The organism is Delftia sp. UME58, from assembly GCF_014170385.1.
Classification (GTDB): Bacteria; Pseudomonadota; Gammaproteobacteria; order Burkholderiales; family Burkholderiaceae_C; genus Comamonas; species Comamonas acidovorans.
This window is the reverse complement of record NZ_LZZV01000013.1, coordinates 211,227-233,127: the sequence shown is the minus strand read 5'-3', so window position 1 is coordinate 233,127 and position 21,901 is coordinate 211,227. Positions and strand designations below refer to the sequence as shown.

20 protein-coding genes are annotated in these 21,901 nt (G+C 66.3%); 10 read left to right on the top strand and 10 right to left on the bottom strand.

What is annotated here, in order from left to right; all coding sequences use genetic code 11:
* The first annotated feature begins 36 nt into the window (after positions 1 to 36).
* The 3 genes from A9976_RS04500 (at position 37) to A9976_RS04490 (ending at position 4,199) form a co-directional block, all read left to right on the top strand.
* Entirely contained in the window at positions 37 to 2,529 is a 2,493-nt protein-coding gene (locus A9976_RS04500; protein WP_183017989.1) for a PAS domain-containing sensor histidine kinase, read from the top strand.
* Positions 2,530 to 3,003: 474 nt separating this feature from the next.
* Positions 3,004 to 3,681, top strand: coding sequence for a hypothetical protein (locus tag A9976_RS04495; RefSeq protein ID WP_259649103.1), 678 nt, complete (start codon positions 3,004 to 3,006; stop codon positions 3,679 to 3,681).
* A 185-nt stretch (positions 3,682 to 3,866) separates the two neighbouring features.
* The gene (locus A9976_RS04490; protein ID WP_183017987.1) at positions 3,867 to 4,199 is read left to right on the top strand and encodes a hypothetical protein; all 333 of its coding nucleotides are present in this window, start codon (positions 3,867 to 3,869) and stop codon (positions 4,197 to 4,199) included.
* On the opposite strand, the gene A9976_RS04485 is transcribed toward A9976_RS04490, so the two are convergent.
* From A9976_RS04485 to A9976_RS04465, 5 genes are all read right to left on the bottom strand, one after another.
* Positions 4,180 to 5,133 (bottom strand): LysR substrate-binding domain-containing protein, encoded by a 954-nt coding sequence (locus A9976_RS04485; RefSeq protein WP_183017986.1) that lies wholly within the window; start codon positions 5,131 to 5,133, stop codon positions 4,180 to 4,182. The genes A9976_RS04490 and A9976_RS04485 overlap by 20 nt on opposite strands.
* Before the next feature lie 167 nt (positions 5,134 to 5,300).
* A complete protein-coding gene (locus A9976_RS04480) occupies positions 5,301 to 6,464 on the bottom strand; it encodes an acyl-CoA dehydrogenase family protein (RefSeq protein ID WP_183017985.1) in 1,164 nt (387 codons plus the stop codon).
* Between the two features lie 57 nt (positions 6,465 to 6,521).
* Positions 6,522 to 6,917, bottom strand: coding sequence for a cupin domain-containing protein (locus A9976_RS04475; protein ID WP_012205502.1), 396 nt, complete (start codon positions 6,915 to 6,917; stop codon positions 6,522 to 6,524).
* Entirely contained in the window at positions 6,902 to 8,146 is a 1,245-nt protein-coding gene (locus tag A9976_RS04470; RefSeq protein ID WP_409049533.1) for a CaiB/BaiF CoA transferase family protein, read from the bottom strand. The genes A9976_RS04475 and A9976_RS04470 overlap by 16 nt, the downstream gene beginning before the upstream one ends.
* An 86-nt stretch (positions 8,147 to 8,232) precedes the next feature.
* Positions 8,233 to 9,216, bottom strand: coding sequence for a tripartite tricarboxylate transporter substrate binding protein (locus tag A9976_RS04465; RefSeq protein ID WP_183017983.1), 984 nt, complete (start codon positions 9,214 to 9,216; stop codon positions 8,233 to 8,235).
* A gap of 233 nt (positions 9,217 to 9,449) precedes the next feature.
* Between A9976_RS04465 and A9976_RS04460 the strand changes: the two genes are divergently transcribed.
* The 5 genes from A9976_RS04460 (at position 9,450) to A9976_RS04440 (ending at position 14,679) form a co-directional block, all read left to right on the top strand.
* Complete coding sequence (locus A9976_RS04460; RefSeq protein WP_012205499.1) at positions 9,450 to 9,902, top strand: SRPBCC family protein; 453 nt, start codon at positions 9,450 to 9,452, stop codon at positions 9,900 to 9,902.
* A gap of 100 nt (positions 9,903 to 10,002) precedes the next feature.
* Positions 10,003 to 10,332: a cupin domain-containing protein gene (locus A9976_RS04455; protein WP_013802496.1), complete on the top strand. Its 330-nt coding sequence runs from the start codon at positions 10,003 to 10,005 to the stop codon at positions 10,330 to 10,332.
* A gap of 200 nt (positions 10,333 to 10,532) precedes the next feature.
* Positions 10,533 to 11,063, top strand: coding sequence for a sigma-70 family RNA polymerase sigma factor (locus tag A9976_RS04450; RefSeq protein WP_183017982.1), 531 nt, complete (start codon positions 10,533 to 10,535; stop codon positions 11,061 to 11,063).
* The gene (locus tag A9976_RS04445) at positions 11,060 to 12,052 is read left to right on the top strand and encodes a FecR domain-containing protein (RefSeq protein ID WP_183017981.1); all 993 of its coding nucleotides are present in this window, start codon (positions 11,060 to 11,062) and stop codon (positions 12,050 to 12,052) included. The genes A9976_RS04450 and A9976_RS04445 overlap by 4 nt, the downstream gene beginning before the upstream one ends.
* 191 nt (positions 12,053 to 12,243) lie before the next feature.
* A complete protein-coding gene (locus A9976_RS04440) occupies positions 12,244 to 14,679 on the top strand; it encodes a TonB-dependent receptor (protein WP_259649102.1) in 2,436 nt (811 codons plus the stop codon).
* Positions 14,680 to 14,688: 9 nt separating this feature from the next.
* Here A9976_RS04440 and A9976_RS04435 read toward each other — a convergent pair whose 3' ends face one another.
* Both A9976_RS04435 and A9976_RS04430 read right to left on the bottom strand, forming a co-directional pair.
* Positions 14,689 to 15,486, bottom strand: coding sequence for a hypothetical protein (locus A9976_RS04435; protein WP_380104466.1), 798 nt, complete (start codon positions 15,484 to 15,486; stop codon positions 14,689 to 14,691).
* 120 nt (positions 15,487 to 15,606) lie between these two features.
* Positions 15,607 to 17,118, bottom strand: coding sequence for a PLP-dependent aminotransferase family protein (locus tag A9976_RS04430; protein ID WP_183017979.1), 1,512 nt, complete (start codon positions 17,116 to 17,118; stop codon positions 15,607 to 15,609).
* 126 nt (positions 17,119 to 17,244) lie between these two features.
* On the opposite strand from A9976_RS04430, the gene A9976_RS04425 reads away from it, so the two are divergent.
* Positions 17,245 to 17,880, top strand: coding sequence for a LysE family translocator (locus A9976_RS04425; RefSeq protein ID WP_183017978.1), 636 nt, complete (start codon positions 17,245 to 17,247; stop codon positions 17,878 to 17,880).
* Between the two features lie 14 nt (positions 17,881 to 17,894).
* On the opposite strand, the gene mnmH is transcribed toward A9976_RS04425, so the two are convergent.
* The 3 genes from mnmH to A9976_RS04410 form a co-directional block, all read right to left on the bottom strand.
* Positions 17,895 to 18,959, bottom strand: coding sequence for a tRNA 2-selenouridine(34) synthase MnmH (gene mnmH, locus A9976_RS04420; protein ID WP_183017977.1), 1,065 nt, complete (start codon positions 18,957 to 18,959; stop codon positions 17,895 to 17,897).
* A gap of 226 nt (positions 18,960 to 19,185) precedes the next feature.
* The gene (locus tag A9976_RS04415; RefSeq protein WP_183017976.1) at positions 19,186 to 20,340 is read right to left on the bottom strand and encodes a serine hydrolase; all 1,155 of its coding nucleotides are present in this window, start codon (positions 20,338 to 20,340) and stop codon (positions 19,186 to 19,188) included.
* Positions 20,341 to 20,375: 35 nt separating this feature from the next.
* The gene (locus A9976_RS04410; protein WP_232245820.1) at positions 20,376 to 21,008 is read right to left on the bottom strand and encodes a TIGR02281 family clan AA aspartic protease; all 633 of its coding nucleotides are present in this window, start codon (positions 21,006 to 21,008) and stop codon (positions 20,376 to 20,378) included.
* A 78-nt stretch (positions 21,009 to 21,086) separates the two neighbouring features.
* On the opposite strand from A9976_RS04410, the gene A9976_RS04405 reads away from it, so the two are divergent.
* The gene (locus A9976_RS04405; protein ID WP_183017975.1) at positions 21,087 to 21,857 is read left to right on the top strand and encodes a DsbA family protein; all 771 of its coding nucleotides are present in this window, start codon (positions 21,087 to 21,089) and stop codon (positions 21,855 to 21,857) included.
* The last annotated feature ends 44 nt before the right edge of the window (positions 21,858 to 21,901 follow it).

Sequence of the window (21,901 nt, the reverse complement as noted above, 5' to 3'; positions counted from 1 at the left end):
CCCTCTCCTCCACCCAACGCCCCGCCCCATCCCCCCATGATCCAAGAGTCCGAAGAGATTGCCCTGCTTCGCGAGGAAAACGCCCGGCTGCGGGCGCAGCTGGCGATTGCCACGGCGGGCCATGCCAGCGCCGTACAGGGCGCGGGCGCCAGCGATCAGGACCCGTTCGATGCACAGGTGGCAGACCAGAAGACGCTGTTTTCGGATTTCATCGAGCATCTGCCGATAGGCCTGTGCCTGGTGGGCAAGGGCGGCAAGGTGCTGATGTCCAACCCGGCCTACCGACATTTCCTGCCGGACACCCCCATCCCGTCGCTGCTGTCGGCCGAGGAAGACCGGGGGCGCTGGCGCAGTTGGGACAAGGATGGCAAGCCCGTTCCCCGCGACCAGTTTGTGGCCGCCCGCGCGTTCCGCGGGGAGCTGGTGGTGCCGGGTGTTGACTGCGTCTATGACACGCCCCAGGGGCTCGAAGTATGGACGCGCGTGTTCGGGGTGCCGCTGCGCAATGCGGACAAGGAAGTCGTGGCCACGGCCATCGCCATTTTGGACATCGATGCGGAACGACGCGCGCTGGACATGTTGCGCCAGAGCGAGGAACGGCTGGATGCGCTGGTGCGTTCCTCCTCGGAGGTGCGCTACTCCATCAGTGCGGACTGGAGCGAGCTGCACCAGCTGGCAGGCGGCGGGTTCATCCCTGACACGCAGGCGTCCAACACGAACTGGCTGGAAGATTACATCCCCCCGGAGGACCGCGACCTGGTGCGCGCGGAAATCGCGCGGGCCATCCGCACGAAGACCGACTATGTGATCGAGCACCGGGTGAACCGGGTCGATGGCAGCGTGGGCTGGGCGTTCTCGCGCGCCGTGCCGCTGTTCGATGCCGCAGGCGCCATCACCGGCTGGCTGGGAGCGGCCTCCGACATCACCGAGCGCAAGCAGGCCCAGGCCGCGCTGGAGCGCTTGAATGCCACGCTGGAGGAACAGGTGGCAGAGCGCACGGCCGACCGCAACGCGCTGTGGCAGCTGTCTTCCGACATCATGATGCGCTGCACGTTCGAGGGCATCATCACTGCAGTCAACCCAGCCTGGACCGAGGTATTAGGCTGGCGTGAAGACGAGCTGCTGGGCACGACGCTTTTTCATCTCATCCATCCGGAGGATCTGGCGCGCACCATCCAGGACACGCAGGAGCTGGCCACAGGCATGGCGCATGCCCGGTTTGATAACCGGTATCGCCATCGGGACGGAAGCTATCGCTGGATCTCCTGGTCCACGCGTTCGGCGGCAGGCCGCATCAATGCCGTGGGCCGCGACATCACCTCCGAAATGGCCAAGGCCGAAGCGCTGGCCAAGGTGCAGGAGCAACTGCGCCAGTCGCAGAAGATGGAGGCCGTGGGCCAGTTGACGGGCGGTCTTGCGCACGACTTCAACAACCTGCTGGCGGCCGTCATGGGCAATCTGGAGCTGCTGCAACGGATGCTGGCGCGCGGCCAGGTGGACAACCTCACGCGCTTCATCCATGGAGCGCAGGGGGCGGTGCGGCGCGCCGCCACGCTCACGCAGCGGCTGCTTGCGTTCTCGCGCCGGCAGATCCTGGACTCCAAGCCCACCGACATGGCCGCGCTCCTGGCCGATTGGGAGGACCTGTTGCGCAGGACCGTGGGCGCCAGCGTGGACATCGACATCGTGCCGGCAGCCCATCTGTGGCACGCGCAAATCGATGGAACGCAGCTGGAGAACGCCATCCTGAACCTGTGCATCAACGCCCGCGATGCCATGCCCGAAGGCGGCCGGCTGACCATCAGGACAGCCAATATCGAGCTTGAAGAGGCGGCAGCCCGGGAGTGGGATCTTCCGCCGGGCGGCTATGTGTCGCTTTGCGTCACCGACACGGGCACCGGAATGTCGGAGCAGACCATTGCGCGTGCCTTCGAGCCGTTCTACACCACCAAGCCGGTGGGCCATGGAACAGGGTTGGGGCTGTCGATGATCTACGGCTTCGCGCGGCAATCGGGAGGAGCGGTAAGGATCTTCTCCCAGCCGGGCCAGGGCACCACGGTCTGCCTCTATCTGCCCCGGTGCGACGCCGCGCCCGTTGCAGAACGCGCGGTCGATGCGGCAAGGCAGGCGGTCGTTCCTGCCCAAAGGACCTTGCTGGTCGTGGATGACGAAGCCCCGATCCGCCATCTCATCGACGAGGCGCTTGTCGATCTGGGCTACACGGTGCTTGCCGTGGCCGATGCAGCCGCCGCGCTGCAGGTACTGCGTGCCGGAACCCGGGTGGACATGCTGATCACGGACATGAGGCTGCGCGGCGGAATGAACGGCAAGCAGCTTGCCGACGAGGCACGCCTGGCCCGGTCCGACCTGCCGGTGCTCTTCATCACCGGGTTCACCGAGGCATCTCCGCTCAGCCAGGAAAACCTGCACCCCGGTACGCAGCTTCTGACCAAGCCGTTCACATTGGATGCGCTGGCGCTCAAGGTGGCGGAGATTCTGGGCAGTACCGACGCTGTGCCATCGGACTGAGTTGCGCGGCTGGCGCCGTGGTGACCCGCAGATTCCTGGCGCCTGTCTCGCAGCTCAAACCCTGCCATATCGCATCTCCCTCGGCCCTGGTAGTGGCTATGTGGGCAGACTCGATCGCCGACGACAGAGGGGCACTGCCAAAGCGGCAAGAGCACTCGGATGCACGGCACCAGGAACTTACGGATTCATCAAGCCTGCGAATCAGCGCAAGCCTTGCTCATGAGGCCATCCGAATGCGTGTGTTTATACCGCTGATCGTCAATTCACGCAAATTCCTAGGAAGTATCTTATTTTTCAGAAAAAATAGAAAACGACAGCAGTCTCCACTTGATCTGAAAATTCGAAAGAACTTAGACTGATAGCGCCACTCACTGCTATGTGGCAGCAAAGGCCTATTAACATTTCAGCACAGAGGGAACTATGCCAAGTAAAATTCTGACCGGATCTATACTTTTTCTCGTATCAATCTCTGCAATGGCTCAAGATTTTTTGATAAGTAATGAGGAAATTGAAAAGAACGGCATGCCAATGGTCGCCAGAAGTATTTCTGGCAGCATGGCTGGAATGAATGGTACTGTGACCATAAATCTAGTAAAGCTATCAAATGGATCATATCTCTACGAAACCACCAATCAAAATGATGAGGCGATTGAGTTCAACAAGAGGCTGTGCGAGATATACGGAGACAAAAATCCAGAATCTCCTGGAAAAATGGTAATTGGTAGCGATGAAAGGAATATACCCCTTCATTGTGAACCGGCTTCCCTTCAAAAGGAAATGTCATTTAAGCAACATTCCAACTACTATTACATGCCTGGTGGCCAATGGGACTACAGACCTGTTCTATCTCTAAGCTACGACCCTTACCCACGTGCTGGTTCATATACAAGAGTATCTGCAAGTGCAGGAGTTGACTTTTCTGTCGCGAGAGGTGGCGATCTTTCACTCGCCGTTGGAGTTCGAGGAATTCCAAATTGCTATAACAATGGTTTCACCATGGCTGGTAGCATTCCAGTAGCAAATTTGCAAGTCGCAGTTCTGTGCTACATGTACCCTCATTTGGCCGGCACAGGGGGAAAGGTCGTTTCTGCTCGAGCAGTTTCGGAAAGCAAATACTCGGCCAATGAGAATGGGATAATGGAAATCTATTGAGGCAACAATAAACCAAGTGTATGACACCAGGAAGCCATGGTGCCTTCTTCAGGCTAAAACAGGAGAAAGTACCATGGCAACCCGTCTTTGATGATGGTGCCCGCACAACGCCGCACATCCGCGCATAACTCCAGCCAGTATCCGGCCATCAACGGCTTTGGCCAATTACTTCAAAGGCCGCTGATATGAAAAAAAACCATGTCAAGATACAGTTTTTTCGCAGTTTGTTGGCTGGCGCAGTCTTGCTGATCACCGCATGCGGGGACGCAAAAAACGCAACCGCTTGCGAAAACCATGACCTTAATCTGGTTCGGACGAATGTACTGAAAAAACTGAAAGAGAAGTTTCCTCAGTACGCATTCGACATCACCAAGGTGACGTTTTCTCCGGGAGAAAAAGTGCCTTTTTGGCACGTGGAGGCCATCACTCAATCGAATGGTAAGGAGCTGGTGGTTTTCGCCATGCACTATTGCGAAGGGTCTGTAGAGGTGACAGCCCTCAACCCCTACCACCCTTGACGGCGGTGGAGGCCATCGCCCTCACCCTCTCAATGAAAGCCTGCAGCACCGCCGCAGGCTGATCCGCCCGCCAGGCCATGACAGCGGGCGTCATGGCCTGCTGCGGACCGCGCAGGGGCACGAACACCACGCCGTTCATGCCCACGCGCTGCATGCAGCTGGGCACCAGGGCCACGCCCTGCTCTGCCGAGACCAGGGCCATGACGGTGAGCCACTGGCGCGCCGCGTGGCGGGTGTGGGGGTGGATGCCGGCCTGCTGCAGGCAGGCGATGACGTTGTCGTAGTTGGCCGGGGCCACTTCGCGCGCGAACATGACGAAGGTGTCGCGGGCCAGTTCGCGCAGGTCGATGGCGGGCTGCTGCGCCAGCGCATGCGTGGCGGGCAGGCAGCAGACAAAGGGTTCCTCGCCGATCGACAGGGTCTGCAGGCCGTCGGGCGGGGTGGCTATGTTGAGAAAGCCGCAGTCGATCTGGCCGCTGGCAATGGCCTGCAGTTGCTCGCGCGTCGACATTTCATGCAGGCAGACTTCGACCAGGGGGCGCTCGGCGCGGAAGGCGCGGCAAAAATCCGGCACCTGGCGGTAGACCATGGAGCCGGTGATGCCCACGTCCAGCCGGCCCTGCATGCCTTCGGCCACGCCGCGCACCACGTCGGCCGCATGCTGCAGTTGGGCGAGCACCTTGCGTGCCTCGACCAGAAAGGCCTCGCCTGCAGGGGTGAGGCGCACGTTCTTGGCGTCGCGGTCCATGAGGCTGGCGCCCAGGTCCTGCTCCAGGGTCTTGAGCGCCATGCTCAGCGGCGGCTGGGTGATGCACAGCCGCTGGGCCGCGCGCCCGAAGTGGCGTTCCTCGGCCAGGGCGACGAAATAGCGCAGCAGATGAGTCTTCATGAGGGGCGGCGGATGGGGAGCAAGCGAGATGGCATCTTGCACCATGGCTACCTCTGAAATACAGATTGATAAATCATGGGACTTCAGATGGTTCGCAGCCACAAAACCCGCGCACCTCAACTTTGAGACACCGAGGAAGGGCCGCCCCGCACCGAGGGTATCGTCCCCCTCCGCGCAGCGAGAAGAGGGAAGGCGCGAAGCGACTCAGGGGGTCAATACGATTTAGGCAAGCCCAATACCTTTTCGGCGATGAAGCACATGATCAATTGGGGGCTGACGGGCGCCAGGCGCGGGATCCAGGATTCGCGCATGTAGCGCTCCACGTGGTATTCCTTGGCGTAGCCCATGCCGCCGTGCGTGAAGATGGCGGTTTCGCAGGCCTTGGCGCAGGCTTCGGCCGCCAGGTATTTGGCGGCGTTGGCCTCGGCGCCGCAGGGCAGGCCCCTGTCGTAGAGGAAGGCGGCTTTCTGCACCATGAGGTGGGCGGCTTCCAGGCCCATCCAGGCCTGGGCCAGCGGGTGCTGTATGCCCTGGTTCTGGCCGATGGGGCGGTCGAAGACCACGCGCTCCTTGGCGTACTGGGTGGCGCGCGCCAGGGCGGCGCGGCCCAGGCCAACGGCCTCGGCGGCGATGAGGATGCGCTCGGGGTTGAGGCCGTGCAGGATGTACGAGAAGCCCTTGCCCTCCTCGCCGATGCGGTCCTCGGCGGGGATGCGCAGGCCGTCGATGAACAGCTGGTTGGTGTCCACGCATTTGCGGCCCAGCTTGTCGATCTCGCGCACCTCGATGCGTTCGCGGTCCAGGTCGGTATAGAACAGGCTCAGGCCTTCCGTGCCCTTGCACTCTTCCACGGGCTTGGTGCGCACCAGCAGCAGGATCTTGTTGGCAACCTGGGCGGTGGAGATGAAGACTTTCTGGCCATGGACCACGTAGACGTCGCCATCGCGCACGGCGCGGGTCTGCAGCTTGAGGGTGTTGAGGCCGGCATTGGGCTCGGTGACGCCGAAGCAGGCCTTGTCCGTGCCCGCGATCAGCGGGGGCAGCCAGCGGCGCTTTTGCTCATCACTGCCGAAGACCACGGCCGGGTGCAGTCCGAAGATGTTCATGTGCACGGCCGAGGCGCCCGACAGGCCCGCGCCCGTGGCCGAGATGGTGTGCATCATCAGCGCCGCCTCGCTGATGCCCAGGCCCGCGCCGCCAAACTCTTCGGGCATGGCAATGCCCAGCCAGCCCGCGTCGGCCAGGGCCTTGTGGAAGTCGTGCGGGAAGCCGCCTTCGTGGTCCTTGCGCAGCCAGTAGTCGGCGTCAAAGGGGGCGCAGGCGCGCTCGACGGCGTCGCGTATCTGTTCCTGTTCTTCGTTCCACAGAAAGTCCATGGTGAGTTCTCCGTTGCTTGTTGCTGTTCGCTTGTAGTGTCCGTGGGGTGACGGCGCTCAGGCTGCCGGTCGGCGCACGCGCTCGGGGTTCTCGCCGTACGGCGGGCTGTAGAAGACCAGCAGGCGCACGGGCTCGGCGCTGGTCACGCGGAAGATATGCATGCAGTCCTCGGGGAAGAAGCAGGTGTCGCCGGGCTGCATGGCAAAGCGTTCCTTGCCGTCCGGGGTGTCGATTTCCACTTCGGCCGTGCCGGCCAGCAGGTAGCAGGCCTGCTCCATGCCGGGGTGGGCATGGGGCAGCGCGCCGCCGCCCTGCTCCAGCGTGCCCAGCACCAGTTCCATATGGCGCGCGCCCACGTTGGCGGCGCTGACCAGGCGCCGGTTGACGGTGCCGTGGTGGTTGGCGGGGCTGTAGCCGGGCACGTCCTGTTCGCGGATCAGATAGCGGGGCATGGGCGGTTTCCTTCTGTTTGTGCTTGTGTTTGCACTTGTGTTTGTGGTGGTGTGTCTTGCAGCGGGGCTGCCTGGCTGCAGGCACGGCTGGCCTGCAGGGCGGCCAGTTCGGCCTCGGTCAGGCCCGCGTCGCGCAGCACCTGCAGGGTGTGTTCGCCCAGGCGCGGCGCGGGGGCGGCGCGTTCTGCGGGCGGCGTGGCGCTCCAGCGCGTGGGGCTGGCCGTGGTGCGCAGCCGGCCTTCGCTGGGGTGGTCTATCTCGTGCACGAAGCCGGTGGCCTGGTGCTGGGGGTCGGCGATCAGGTCCTCGGGCGAGGCCATGGGCATGTTGGGCACATCGGCCGCGTCCAGCAGCGTGCGCCATTCGGCGGTGCTGCGCTCGGCCATCAGCCGCGAGACTTCGGCATAGACGGCATCGATGTGCAGGGCGCGCTGGCTGTGGGTGGCGAAGATGGGCTCGGCCATGCGCCCTGGCTGGCCTATGGCGGTGAAGAAGCTGTGCCAGTGCTTGTCGTTGTAGATGAGCACGCATAGATGGCCGTCGCGCGTACGGTAGGGCCTGCGGTGGGCCGTGAGCAGGCGCGCATAGCCGGGGCCGCCCAGCTGCGGCTCGAACGACAGGCCCGCCATGTGGTCGCCCAGGATGAACTGGGTCATGGCCTCGAACATGGGCACGACCACGGCCTGGCCCTTGCCGGTCTTCTCGCGCGCATAGAGGGCGGCCGTGACGGCATAGACCGCGTGCAGGCCGGTGACGCGGTCGCCCAGGGTCATGGGTGCGTAGGCAGGCTCGCCGCCGCCGTATTGCTGCGCCAGCCAGGGCACGCCGGTGGCACCCTGGATGAGATCGTCATAGGCGGGCCGGGCCGCATGGGGGCCGCGCTGGTCGAAGCCGCAGCAGCTCACGTGGATGATGCGCGGGTTGCGCGCAGCCACGTCCTCGTAGGCCAGGCCCAGGCGCGCCATGGCCTGGGGCCGCACGTTGCTGACCAGCACGTCGCAGCCTTCGGCCAGGCGCAGCAGGGCCTCGCGCGCGGCGCCCTGCTTGAGGTCCAGCACCACGGAGCGCTTGCCCTGGTTGGCCTGCAGGAAGATGTGGCCCATGGCGGGGTTGCGCATGGGGCCGACGTGGCGCATGTTGTCGCCCTCGGGCGATTCGACCTTGATCACCTCGGCCCCCAGGCCCGCAAGGATCTGGGTGGCAAAGGGGCCCATGACCACCGAGGTCATGTCCAGCACCTTCACGCCGGCAAGAGGGCCTTGCTGTCCCTGCTGCTCCTGCTGCCCCTGCTGCGCTTCTTGCATGCCGGTCTCCCTCACTGCGCCTCGATGCCCGCCTGCTTGACCAGTTGCCCCCAGCGGGCCATCTGGTCCTTCACATAGGTGGCGAACTCGGCGGGCGTGGCCGTGGGCCAGACCTCGAAGCCGACCTGGGCCAATTGCTCCTGCACGGCCTTGTCCTTGAGGATGGCCTGCAGCTCGGTGTTCAGCCGCTCGGTGATCTCGGCCGGCATCCCGGCCGGGCCGAAGATGCCGTTCCATGAGGTGATGTCGAAGCCCGGCAGCGTCTTGCCGATGGCCGGCACATTGGGCAGCAGGGTGGAACCCTTGGCCGCCGTCACGGCCAGGGTGCGCACGCGGTCGGTCTTGATCGTGCCCCAGGCCGAGCCCAGGTCGGCCACATAGACCTGGATCTGGTTGCCCATGAGGTCGGTCAGCGCCTGCGGGCTGGACTTGTAGGGCACCGAAGTGATCTGGGTGTGCGTGACGTACTTGAAGGTTTCCGAGGCCACCAGCGAGGTGCTGTTGGGCGTGCCGTAGGACAGGCGGTCGGGATTCGCCTTGGCGTAGTCGATCAGTTCCTGCACGGTCTTGGCCGGAACGGAGGGGTGGACCAGCAGCGCGAACGGCAGCTCGCCCACGCGCGCCACGGGTGTGAAGTCCTTGACGGGGTCGTACTTCAGGCCCTTGACCAGCCAGGGGTTGGCCGAGTGCGAGGTGTTGGTGGTCATGAACAGGGTGTAGCCGTCCGGCCTGGCCTTGGCCACATGGTTGGCGGCAATCTGGGCATTGGCGCCGGCCTTGTTGTCCACGATCACGGGCTGCCTGAGCCGCTCGCCCAGCCGGGTGGCCACCAGGCGCGCCACGGCGTCCGTGCCGCTGCCGGCCGCGAACGGCACGACCAGGGTGATGGGATTGGAGGGGTAACCACCCTGTGCCGACACGGAGGGCGCGGCCACGGCCGCAATGGTGCTGATAGCGCCAAGGGCCAGGGCCCTGCGCAACGGGGAATGCTTCATTTGCTTGTCTCCTGTTTTCTATCCTGTTTCCTATGGAAAGCGGCGCTGTGTGTCCAGCGCTCGCCGCCATGGTGCGGGCGTCAATGATTCAAGTCCAATTCTTTAAAACCAAGCAAGGATTCGATTTATGAATCATTGAATCCTGCGCCAGGCTCCATGTCCCGCCTCTTGCGCAAGGACTGCATCGGTGCGAGGCTGGCAGCCTTGCACGACACCACGCCAAGGAGTTCCGCATGTCGCACACCGTCCACACCATCCGGCTGCACCGCGTCCTCAAGGCGCCGCCGCAGCGCGTGTACCAGGCCTTCACCACGGCCGCTGCCCTGGCCAAATGGCTGCCGCCCCACGGCTACATCTGCGAGGTGCCCGAGTTCGACGCCCGGGTCGGCGGGCGCTACCGCATGGCCTTCGTCAATCTGTCCACGGGCGGGCGAAGCGGCTTCGGCGGGGAGTTCCTGGACCTGGAGCCCGGTCGGCTGGTACGCCATACCGACCGCTTCGACGACCCGCAACTGCCTGGCGAGATGATCACCACCATCACGCTGCGCGAGGTGTTCTGCGGCACTGAAATGGATGTGACCCAGGAAGGCGTGCCCGCCGTCATTCCCGCCGAGGCCTGTCACCTGGGCTGGCAGGAGTCACTGCAGTTGCTGACCCTGCTGGTGGAGGCCAGCGTGCCGGGCTGAGACCCTGCACAAGCCCCTGCTGTCACACAGCTGCGGTTGATGGATTGCGGTGCTTCGGAGGACAATGGCAGTATTGCCCGCCAACGCCCGGAGGTCCGCCATGGCCACCCCCTTTGCACTGACCGCTCAAGCCATCGATGTCCTGCCGTTTGGTGCGCGGCTGGCGGGCGCCCGGACCTGCGCCCTGTTCAAGTCCCAGGACATGGAGGTCATCCGCGTGGTGCTGCGCGCCAGCCAGTCGCTGCCGCCCCACAAGGTGCCGGGCAGCGTCAGCCTGCACTGCCTGGAAGGCGAGCTGGAGGTGATGCTCGGCGAAAGCCGCCAGTCCCTGCAGGCCGGCCAGCTGATGCACCTGCCGGCCAACATGGCGCATGCGGTACGCGCCATCGAGGACACCTCCGCTCTGGTCACCATCGTTCTGTGCAGCTGAACGGCTGACGCGGATCATGCAGCCTCGCGCGCGGCCTGCCCGCGTGCGAATGGTTGTTCCTGCGCTCCATTTGCGATTCATTCTCATTACCAAATCTATAATCACGCCTTTCTCGTTAGCTCACGCCATGGACGCAGCCGCCGCCGGCCCTTCGCAATGCATGACGAGCCCCGTGATTGCATTCGTTGAATGGACGCTCCATGGACGCGCAGATTTCCCAGTCCGCCAAGGCGACAACCAGCGTGGAAAGCCTGTACCACAGCCACCAGAGCTGGCTGCAGGGCTGGTTGCGGCGCCGGTTGGGCGACTCCTTCGACGCGGCCGACATGGCGCAGGACGTGTTCATGCGCCTGCTCACCCGCCAACCCGGCCCTGATGCAACCGGCCTGCGCCAGCCCCGCGCCTACCTGAGCACCATTGCCCATGGCCTGCTGGTGGACCACTGGCGCCGCCGCGAGCTGGAGCGCGCCTGGCTGGAGACCCTGGCCCTCATGCCCGAGGCGCAGGCCCCCTCGCCGGAAAGCCGGCTGATCTTCCTGGAAACCCTGGTCGCCATAGACCGCATGCTGGATGCCTTGAAGCCCCGCGTGCGCAGCGCCTTTCTGTGGGCGCAGCTGGAAGGACTCACCTGCCCGCAGATCGCCGAACGACTGGGCGTGTCCCTGGCCACGGCCGAGCGCTACATCGCAACGGCCCTGCGCCACTGCTACGCACTGCGCTTCGGGGCATGAGCAGCGATCTTTCGCCCGGCCTGATCGACGAAGCCATCCAGTGGTCCGTACGGCTGGACTTCAACACGCCCAGCCCCGACACACTGCAGGCCTTCGAGCAATGGCTGCATGCGCAGCCCGCCCACGCCCTGGCCTGGGATCGGGTGCAATCGCTAAGGACTGACTTTGGCCGCATACCGCAACGCCTGGCACTGGACACGCTGGATGCAGCGCAGCGCCTGCGCCAGTCCCGCAGCGTCTCGCGCCGCCGCGCCCTCAAGCTGCTGTCCTTGTCTGGAATCGCCACGGCAACGGGCTGGATGGTCTACAGCCACACGCCTTGGCAGCGCCTGCTGGCCAGCGCCAGCACCTCGGTGGGCGGGCAGCGCACCGTCAAGCTGGACGATGGCAGCACCATCGTGCTCAACACGGACACGGCCATCCGCACGAAGCTGGACCCGCAGCAGCGCCTGGTGGTGCTCAGCCGTGGGGAAATCCTGGTGACCACGGGCGCCGACGAGACTGCACCCGGCCACCGGCCCTTCAGGGTGCGCACGCCGTTTGGCGATCTACAGGCCCTGGGCACGCGCTTTGTGGTCAGACTGCACAAGCATCGGGCCCTTGTCAGCGTGCAGGAGGGCGCCGTACGGCTGACGCCTGCAAAGGCCGCAGACAGCGCCGCACGGCAAACCGCGATGCCCGGCTCGCCGTGGTGGCTGTCGGCCGATGCCAGTACCCCGGCACCTCCCCCGGACTTTGGTGCGGACGACTGGGCAGATGGCGTGATGGCAGGCCGGGCCATCCGCCTGGGTGACCTTCTGGCGGAACTGGGGCGCTACCGCCATGGGCACATCAGTTGCGATGAGCGCGTGGCAGGCCTGCGCCTGTCGGGCACCTTCCATGTGCGCCAGACCGAGCAGGTGCTGCAGCTCATCGCGCAGACGCAGCCCGTGAGCATCAGCCGGCGTACGCGCTGGTGGGTTCATGTGGGGCCGGCATCCGGCCAGTGATTTCCACTTTTTCTCAGAAAAAGTGAGGGGATCCGGATTTTCGTACGGCCTGGGAATGAGTCCTTCAATCCTTTCCCGTATTCCATCCAGGAGAACCCAGCATGTCCCGTCATCACCCGCCCAGGCCCGGTAGCCAACCACAGTGGCGTCCCCGGCCGCTTGTCACCCTTGTGCAAGCCGCCGTCATCGGCATGGCGATGTCGACCCTCGTGCCTTCAGGCGCAGCATGGGCGCAGACGGCCACTGGCCAGGCCGGAGCGCTCACGCGCGATTTCAGCATTGCAGCAGGTCCGCTCGATGCGGCACTGGATCGCTTCTCCCGCGCAGCGGGCGTCAGCCTCTCCTATGACCCGGCACTGGTGGCGGGCCTACGCACGGGCGGGCTGACCGGCAGCCACGGCGTGTCTGCCGGGTTGCAGCAACTGCTGGCGGGCAGCGGCGTGGCAGCCGTGCAGCAGCCTGGCGGAGGCTTTTCACTGAAGGCTGCCGCGCCCTTGCCTGCTGCGGCAGGTCCCACCCCACCCTCTTCCGCCAGCACGCTGCAGACCGTCAATGTGACGGCCGATGCGGAGCGCAGCAGCGCCACGGAAGGCACGGGCTCATACACCACGCCCAGCATGGCCAGCGCCACGGGGCTGAACCTGTCGCAGCGCCAGACGCCGCAGTCCGTGAGCGTGGTGACGCGCCAGCAAATGGATGACTTCCACCTGAGCACCCTGCAGGACATTGCCAAGGTCACGCCCGGGCTGTACGCCAAGAACCAGGCCGTGACCGATTCGGAGTCCACCTTCTACGCGCGCGGATTTGCGCTGGAGCATGTGAATGTGGACGGCCTGCCGCTGGACGTGACGGGCTTCAATTCGCGCAATGTCTCGGCCGACCTGCTGATGTATGACCGCGTGGAGGTGGTGCGCGGCGCCACGGGCCTGATGGATGGCGTGGGCGCGCCTTCGGGCTCAGTCAACCTGGTGCGCAAGCGTCCCACGGCCCAGCCGCTGCTCAATGCCACGCTGGGCCTGGGCAGTTGGAACAACCGCCAGGCCTCGCTGGACACAAGCCGTGCGCTCAATGCCAGCGGCAGCGTGCGCGCTCGCGTGGTGGGCGGCTGGCGCGACAGCGACAGCTTTGTCGATGTCACCAACACCCGCAATGCCAGCCTGTACGGCATCGTGGAAGCGGACCTCACGCCAGACACCACGCTGGGCGTGGGCGCCTACCGCCAGCGCACGCGCACCAAGGGCGTGTTCACGGGCCTGCCCACCCTGCCCGATGGCGGCCATATGGACCTGCCGCGCTCCACCTTCCTCAACAACGCGGGGTCTTTCCAGAACCGCGACAACGATGGCGTGTTCGTTGATCTGGAGCAGCGCCTGCGCAACGGCTGGACGGTCAAGCTGGGCATCAACCATGTCGAGGCCGATTCCGACATCCGCAACACCACCAACAGCCGCGTCGCGGGATCGACCACACAGCTGGAGCAGTCCGAGACGGGCTGGCGCTACGGCACACGCCAGACCGTGGCCGACCTGCGCGCCCGGGGCCCGGTCGAGTGGTTCGGGCGCGCGCACGAGATCGCCGTGGGCGCCAGCTACCGCAATGACAGCTCGCATGCGGCCGAGACCTGGGGGTCGTCGGCCTCGCGCATCGTCGACATTGCCACCTGGAATCCCTACTCCGCGCCCTGGACCGGCTCGGTGCCTGCCAATGGCGACCTGTGGGGCCGCAAGACGCGCGAAAAAGCCATCTACGCCAGCGGCAACTTCAGCCTGGCCGATCCGCTGCACCTGATTCTGGGCGGGCGTCTGGGCTGGTACGAGCAGGACACGACGGGCTGGTACACCGGCACGCCCAACTGGAAGCGCAGCCTGGACGAGAGCGCCAGGTTCGTTCCCTATGCGGGCCTGGTCTATGACGTGGATGACAGGCATTCGGTCTATGCCAGCCTGACACAGAGCTACCAGCCCCAAAGCTCGATGGACGTGCGGGGCAACACCCTGGACCCGATGACAGGCACCAACTACGAGCTGGGCGCCAAGGGCGAGTACTTTGACGGGCGACTCCATGCCAGCGCCTCGGTGTTCCGCATCACGCAGCGCAACCGTGCCGTGCGTGACGATGCCAATTGCCCCACCAGCGGCGCCATCAGTTGCTTTCGCGCGGCGGGCGAGATCCAAAGCGATGGCCTGGAGTTGCAGCTGTCCGGACTGCTGCAGCCCGGCTGGCAGGTTTCGGCCGGCTACACCTATGTGCGGGCGCGCTACACCAAGGACCGGATTGCCACCAACATCGGCCAGCGCGTGAGCACCGACGAGCCCCAGCATCTGCTCAAGCTCTACACCAGCTATCGCCTGCCCGGCGGGTACGGGCGCTGGAGCCTGTACGGATCGCTGCATGCGCAAAGCAAGATGTTCCGCCGCGAAACCGGCTTCGAGACCACGCAGCGCAGCTACGCCCTGCTGGGCCTGGGCGTGGGCTACCAGGTCAATGCCAATGCCCATGTGCAGCTGAGCGTGGACAACCTGCTGGACCGTCGCTACTACCAGGATCTTGGCTATTCATGGTCGGGGGCCCTGGCGCGCTACGGAGCACCGCGCTCGGTGGCCGTGACGCTCAGCTACAGGCTCTGAGGCCGCGCCTCAACGCACGGGCAGGAACTGCATGAACGGCCCAGCCACCAGCCCCTGCCCATAGCCGATGAAGGAGCGCCTGTAGCGCTCGGTGGTGTAGTTGGCGATCAGGTCCAGCCGGCCGATGATCTTGCCCATCTCGCGCTCGAAGCTCAGGTTGCGCGCGTCGTCGCCCAGGTGGTTGGACAGCAGCAGCGGCCCGCCCGCTGCGTTGCGCCGCGAGTTGAGTATCCAGTTGGCCACTTCCACGTTGCGTGCGGCGTTGTAGATCAGCTGCGGGTCCAGCCCGTGGACCAGGGTGAAGCTGGTGCGCCCGCCATGGGCGGTGATGATGGTGTCGGCCAGCGCATGGACGAAGGCGGCCACGCGGTCGCCCTTGAAGTCGGGCTGCAGCGCCAGCGAGAGCGCGGCCACGTCCTGGGCGCCGCGCAGGTCGGCCCAGGGCTGGCGCTCGGTGATGGCGATGCGCACGTAGGCGGATGCGGCCTCGCGGCTTTCAGCGGTTTTCTTCCACTCGGCGGGGTTGCGCAGGTAGAGCTTGTCCATGATGCGCATCAGGCTGTCCAGGTTCTCCTTCATGGCCAGCGTGGCCATGCGGTTGCTGTCGGACTGCACGATTTCGCTGGGCTCGAACGACGCACCCTCCACCTTGCCGCGCGGCGCGGGCGTGTCGGCACAGCCCGCTGTCAGCAGCAGCGCCAGCACCGGCGCCAGGCGGCGCGCCGTGCCACCTCCCGGTCGGGGCTGGCTGTCGTTCACCCCGGCTCTGCGGCCGGCCCTCCCCGGCAAGACAAGCTCAATAGTCATCCCGGAACGATAGCAGCGGACTACCGGGGCGCCGAAGCCCGATGCTCTGTCTTACATGCCCTGGCACCGGCAGCGTCAACCTCCCGTCAGGCAGCGTTGCTGCACCATCCCGTCATCCAGTCATCCACCACCGCCCCGGTGCTGCGCCAGCAGGTGGCCGAGGATCTTCCAGGTCTGGGGCTGCTCCACCATGGGCACGGGAATGCGCAGCATGCTGCCCGCGGCCTGCCTGGGCGAAAACAGCAGGCCCGGTGCCAGCAGCAGGCCCTGCGGCGCGGCATGGCGGGCCAGCACCTCCGAGTCCACGCCGCAGTCCACCCAGGCGAACATGCCGGCCTGCGGTTCGTGCGGGGCCCGACAGTCCAGGGCTTCGAGCATGCGCAGGCAGCGGTTGCGCGCGCGGTCCACGCGCTCGCGCAGGCGGTCCACATGCTTGCGGTACTGGCCATCGGCCAGCACGCGGTGCACCACCTGCTCGCCCGGCAGCGCCGTGGTCAGCCCGCCCAGCAGCTTGAGGTCGGTCAGCCGCCGTATCAGATCGGTGTGTGCCGCGACATAGCCCACGCGCAGGCTGCCGGCCAGGGTCTTGGAGTAGCCGCCCACCAGGAGCACGCGCTGCAGCCGGTCCATGGCGGCCAGGCGCACGGGCACGCCGGGCAGGAAGTCGGAGTAGGTGTCGTCCTCGGCCAGGTAGAAGTCGTGGCGCTCGGCAATGCGCAGCACCTCGTGGGCCACGCCAGCCGACAGGGTCTGGCCCGTGGGGTTGTGCACGGCCGTGTTCAGGATGAAAAGCCTGGGCTGGTGCTGGCGGGCCAGCCGCTCCAGCGCCTCCACATCAGGGCCGCCGGGCAGGCGGGGCACGCCGACCACGTTCACGCCCAGGGCGTTGAGCCGGCCGAAGATGAGAAACCAGCCGGGGTCTTCCACCAGCACGGTATCGCCAGGGCGCACCAGGCTGCGCACGATGAGGTCCAGCCCCTGCGTGACGCCGGCCACGGTCATCAGGTGGGCCTCGGGGTGGGCAGGCACGTCCTGGGCCTGCAGCACCGAGGCGATCTGCTGGCGCAGCGGCAGATAGCCCTGGGGCACGCCATAGGTCAGCAGGCCCGGTCCCGTACTGCGGCCGACGGCGCGCAGGGCCGAGGCCAGCATTTCCTGGTCCAGCCAGTCGGGCGGCAGCATGCCGGCGCCGCCCGAGTGTTCCATGCCTTCGCGGAACATGCTGCGCAACAGAAAGGCGGTATCGAAGGCAGCGCCCTGCTCCAGCGTGGGCAGGCCCTGGCTGGCGCGCGGCACGGCCTGGGCCGCGCGCCGGGCGCTGACGAAGACACCCGAGCCGCGCCGGGAATGCACCAGGCCCTGGGCAGCCAGCCGGTCGTAGGCCTGGACCACGGTATCGCGGCTGACGCCAGCCTGCTGTGCCAGCGCGCGCACCGAGGGCAGCCGCGAGCCCGCGCGCAGGCCATGGTGGCGGATGAGACCTCCGTAATGGTCCACGAGCTGATCGACCAGCGAGAGATCGGAGGACCGCAGCGGACGCCAGGGTGCAGCGGCCTGGAAAGCCGTATCGGAGGATGCGCGCGGTGTCTGCGGTGTATTCGGCATGGCGGCCGGATCGAGTGTCAGGGTCATACGGGCAGGCCAGTTGGCAAATTGTTATGGCAAAGTGTACTGTTACTGTACCGAAAGCTGCCATTAGCATGGCCTGACGGCGCCGCGGCCTGCGGCATGCGCAGACAGGGCGCCGGATTCCCAGCCATGCCTTCTGACACCATGCCCTTCGATACCGCCCACACCTCGTTCCTGCTGCCGCTGGCCATGTTCGCCTTCGTCAGCTCCGTCACGCCCGGCCCCAACAATGTGATGCTGACGGCCTCGGGCGCCAGCTTCGGCTACCGCCGCACGGTGCCCCACATGCTGGGCATCACCATGGGCGTGGTGGTCATGGTGCTGCTGGTGGGCGCGGGCCTGGGCGCGGTGTTCGAACGCCTGCCGGTGATCTACACCGCGCTCAAGTACCTGGGTGCGGCCTACCTGGTCTGGCTGGCGTGGAAGATTGCGGGCAGCGGCGGCATCGACGGCGGCAACGCGGGCGCCCGGCCCTTCGGGTTCTGGCAGGCGGCGGCCTTCCAGTGGGTCAACCCCAAGGCCTGGATCATGGCCATCGGCGTGATTGCCACGTACACGCCGCGCGAGGATTTCTTCATCAACCTGGTGCTGGCGGCCCTGGTGCTGGGCATCGTGAACTATCCCAGCGTCAGCGTCTGGACGCTGTTCGGCAGCGCCGTGGGGCGCGCACTGCGCTCGCCGCAGGCACTGCGCCGCTTCAACTGGTGCATGGCGGCCCTGCTGCTGGTGTCGCTGTACCCGGTGCTGGCCGACTCACCGGCCTGAACCACAAGGTCGGCTCACCCGGCTGATGCCGCATCCAGCGCCAGTATCTGGCGCGCCAGCGCGGCGATGCCGGCCTCGCTGAGGTCGTCGGCCTGCACCCTGCGGCGCGTGCGCCACTGCGTGAAATGCCGCTCCTGCGAGCGCTCGTAGTGCGGGTCGTAGTGCTGGGCCATGAGTTCGGAGAACAGCGGCGAGAGGCTGCGCTCATGCGCCCAGGCCTGCCAGCGCGAGATGGTCTCCTTGCCCTGCAGCTCCTTGAGCCAGCCGAGCTTGTCGGCCAGCATTTGCGGATCGTCGCCCAGGTAGGCGTAGTCGCGCAGCAGGTAGGCCAGGCGCGCCTCGGGCGTGGCATCGAGCGCAATCACGGGCGACTGGCGCATGTGCTCGACCAGCACCAGTGGCAGGGACACGCGGCCGATCTTGGCGCTCTCGCCTTCCACGTACACGGTGCGCGACGGATCGAAGCTCTCCAGCTGCTGGGCCAGCAGCGTCTCGAAGTACTTCTGGCTGGGCTGCTCCACGCCGGGCAGGTTGCCCAGCAAGGAGCCCTTGTGGCTGGCATAGCCCTCCAGGTCCAGCACCTGCTCGCCGGCCTCGGCCAGGGCATGCAGCACCCGGGTCTTGGCGCTGCCGGTGGCGCCGCACAGCACCTGCAGGCGCAACTGGGGCACAAGGCGATCGATCAGCTCGATCACATGGCCGCGATAGGACTTGTAGCCGTTGGCCAGTTGCTGGGCATCCCAGCCGACCAGGCGCAGCCAGGTGACCATGGAGCCGCTGCGCAGGCCGCCGCGCCAGCAGTAGACCAGCGGCTTCCAGTTGGCGGGCTTGTCGGCGAAGGTTTCCTGCAGATGGCGCGCCAGATTGGCCGAGACCATGGCCGCGCCCAGGCGCTTGGCCTCGAAGGGGCTGACCTGCTTGTAGATGGTGCCGATCCGGGCGCGCTCCTCGTTGTCGAGCACGGGGCAGTTGATGGCGCCGGGAATGTGGTCCTGCGCAAATTCGGCAGGAGAACGGGCGTCGATCAGGGTGTCGAACTGGTGGCGGTCGGCGATGCGGATGGGCTGGCGGTGGGACACGGGCAAACGGTGATCTGGCGATCATGCGGGAGGCAGAAACAACCGGCGCCATGGCCTCAGGGGCTCATGGACCGGCACCGGAACCAGGAAAGTGGATCGAGCCTCGACACGCACCGGCCCGCCCCGCTTCGCGCCTTGCTTGCGCGAGCCGGGCATGCGGCCGACCTTGGAAGCGGGGATTCTCGCACGCCCGACGTGCCCGCGCTCGGCTGTCAGGGCAAGGCTGTCAACGCAAGGCAGCGGCGATCAGGCCCTGCACGGCAGCCACGCGCTGCACCTGCTGGGGGCTGTCGTAGTTGCCCATGAAGACGGCATACACCAGCGAATGCTGGGGCACGACCACCAGCCGCTGGCCGCCCAGGCCGATGGCCATGTAGTACGCCAGGCCCGCGCGGGTCTGCCCCACATACCAGTGGTGGCCGTAGCGCAGGCCGGGCCAGGCGTCCACGCGCGGCAGCATGGATTGCACAATCCAATTCCGGGGCACCAGCGCCCGGCCCTGCCTTCCTCCTTGCCCTTCACCCGGCCACTCGCCCTGCTGCAGCACCAGTTGGCCGATGCGGGCCAGGTCGCGCGCCCGCAGGCGCAGGCCAGAGGCGGCGGCCGCCTCGCCGTTGGTGCCAGGCGTCCACTCGGCCTTGTCGATGCCCAGCGGGGCAAACAGCTTGTGGCGCGCATAGTCCAGCAGGGGCATGCCGCTGCCCTGCGCGATCAGATGGCCCAGCAGGGCCGTCGCCCCGCCGCTGTAGCACCAGCGCTCGCCAGGCGGGGCGACGATGGGCTGCTCCAGCACGTAGCGGTAGCGGTCGCTGCTGCGCTCCATGGCGATTTCACTGTTGCGCGGGTCGGAGTACGGAATCTCCTCGTCCCATTGCAGGCCCATGGTCATGCCCAGGGCATGGGAGACCAGGATGCCGCGCCGGCCCTCATCGGCCGCCAGATCGCTGTAGGCGGGAAAGGCCTGGACCAGGGGCGTGTCCAGCGCGGGCACCTTGCCTTCGGCCAGGGCCATGCCGTACAGCAGGCCGACGATGCTCTTGCTGACCGAGCGCACATCGTGCAGGGAGTCGGCGTTGAAGGCCACCTTGCCCAGCGGCTCGCCCCAGCGTTCGTCCTCTCCCTCGAAATAGCGCTCCAGCGCCAGCCGGCCGTGGCGCATCACGACGACGGCGTGCAGGTTCGCCAGCTCTCCGCTCTGCACGCCCCGGTCCAGGCGTTCGCCCAGGTCCTCGGCCAGGCCGGTGCCGGTGCCGGTGCCGGTGCCGGAGGAAAAGGCACCGCCCTGCCCCACGCTGGCACAGGCCGTGCAGCCCAGCGCCGCCAGGGCTGCGCCCGTCTGCAGCCATCTGCGCCTGTCGGTGCGAAAGCCGTTGTTTGTCATGTCCCTCTCCCTTACTTACTTATTTACTTACGTACTTACTGCCTGGGCGAAGACCCGCTGCCGCGCGGATGGATCAGCATGCGGTCGCCGCGTATTTCCACGTCGAACTGGCGCAGGAAGTTCTGGCCCAGCAGCGCATCCCTGTCCGTGCTGCCGGTATAGCCCGTGCCCACGCGCAGGCCACTGACCACCAGAGAGGCCACGCGCACCTGCTCGGCCACCACCATGCGGCCGTCGCGCTCGCCATTGGCGGTGCGAAAGCGCACGGGCTCGCCGCCGTCCAGGCCCGCACGCTCGGCCAGCGGCTCGGTCACGCCGACCATGCTGGCGCCCGTGTCCACCAGGAACATGACGGGCTGCCCGTTGACGGCACCTTCCACGCGGAAATGCCCGTCGCGGTCGCGCGCAATGGCCACGGTGCCATCGGCCTGGACCTTGACGCCGGCCGGCTTCAGGTACATCTGCATGGCCCAGTACAGCACGCCCATGACCAGCAGCCAGAACAGCAGAAAACCCAGCATGCCGCGGCGGGCGACGGACTGGACGCTGGGCTCGGCGGCCGTGCCGGCAGAGGAGGAAGCGGACGGATCGGGCGAACGCGGCGTGGATTTCAGGCGCATGGCAATGCAGACGGGATCGACGGTGGCAGCAAGGTGGCGGTCGCCCATTCTGCCTGCAGCCCCGCCCCGCCACGGCCAAGCCAATAGCCGCTACAGTGGGCGCCTTCATCACAGCCCGCTCCTGCCATGACCACGACCGCGCAGCCGCCCTTTGTCCTCCACTACATCTTCGACCCGCTGTGCGGCTGGTGCTATGCCGCCGCGCCACTGGTCAAGGCCGCGCGCAGCGTGCCCGGCGTCACGCTGCAATGGCATGGCGGCGGCATGCTCACGGGCGCCCATACCCGCACCATCACGGCCGACTGGCGCGGCCACGTGATGCCGCACGACCAGCGCATTGCCGAGATGACGGGCCAGCCCTTCGGCACGGCCTACTTCGACGGCCTGCTCAACGACCTGGGCGCCGTGCTGGACTCCGAACCGCCGACCACGGCCCTGCTCGCCGCCGAAGAGGTCTCCGGCCGTGGCCTGGACATGCTGGCGCGCCAGCAGCAGGCCCACTATGTGGAAGGCCGCCGCATCAGCGACCCCGCCGTGCTGCAGGAACTGGCCCGGGACCTGGGCCTGGACGGCCAGGCCTTTGCCCAGGCCTTCCAGCGCCTGTCCGGCGCTGCCACCCAGGCGCATATCACCCAGGCACGCGAATGGCTGGAACTGGCCCAAGGCCAGGGTTTCCCGACCTTTGCGCTGGAGTTCGACCACCCCGAGGCCGAGCAGCCGGGCCAGCGCGCCGTCCAGCGCATCGACATCGGGCCCTGGCTGGGAGATGCCGATGGCTGGGCCGTGCAACTGGGCGAGTGGGTCGAACAGGTGTCGGCACTTCAGGGTGGATCAGCTGCCCCCGCCGACGCGCCCGGATGTGATGCAGACGGATGCGCCCTGCCAGGGCAAGGCTGAGGACCCAGAGCACTTGCTGGAGGTGCACGGTTGCGCCAGTGAAA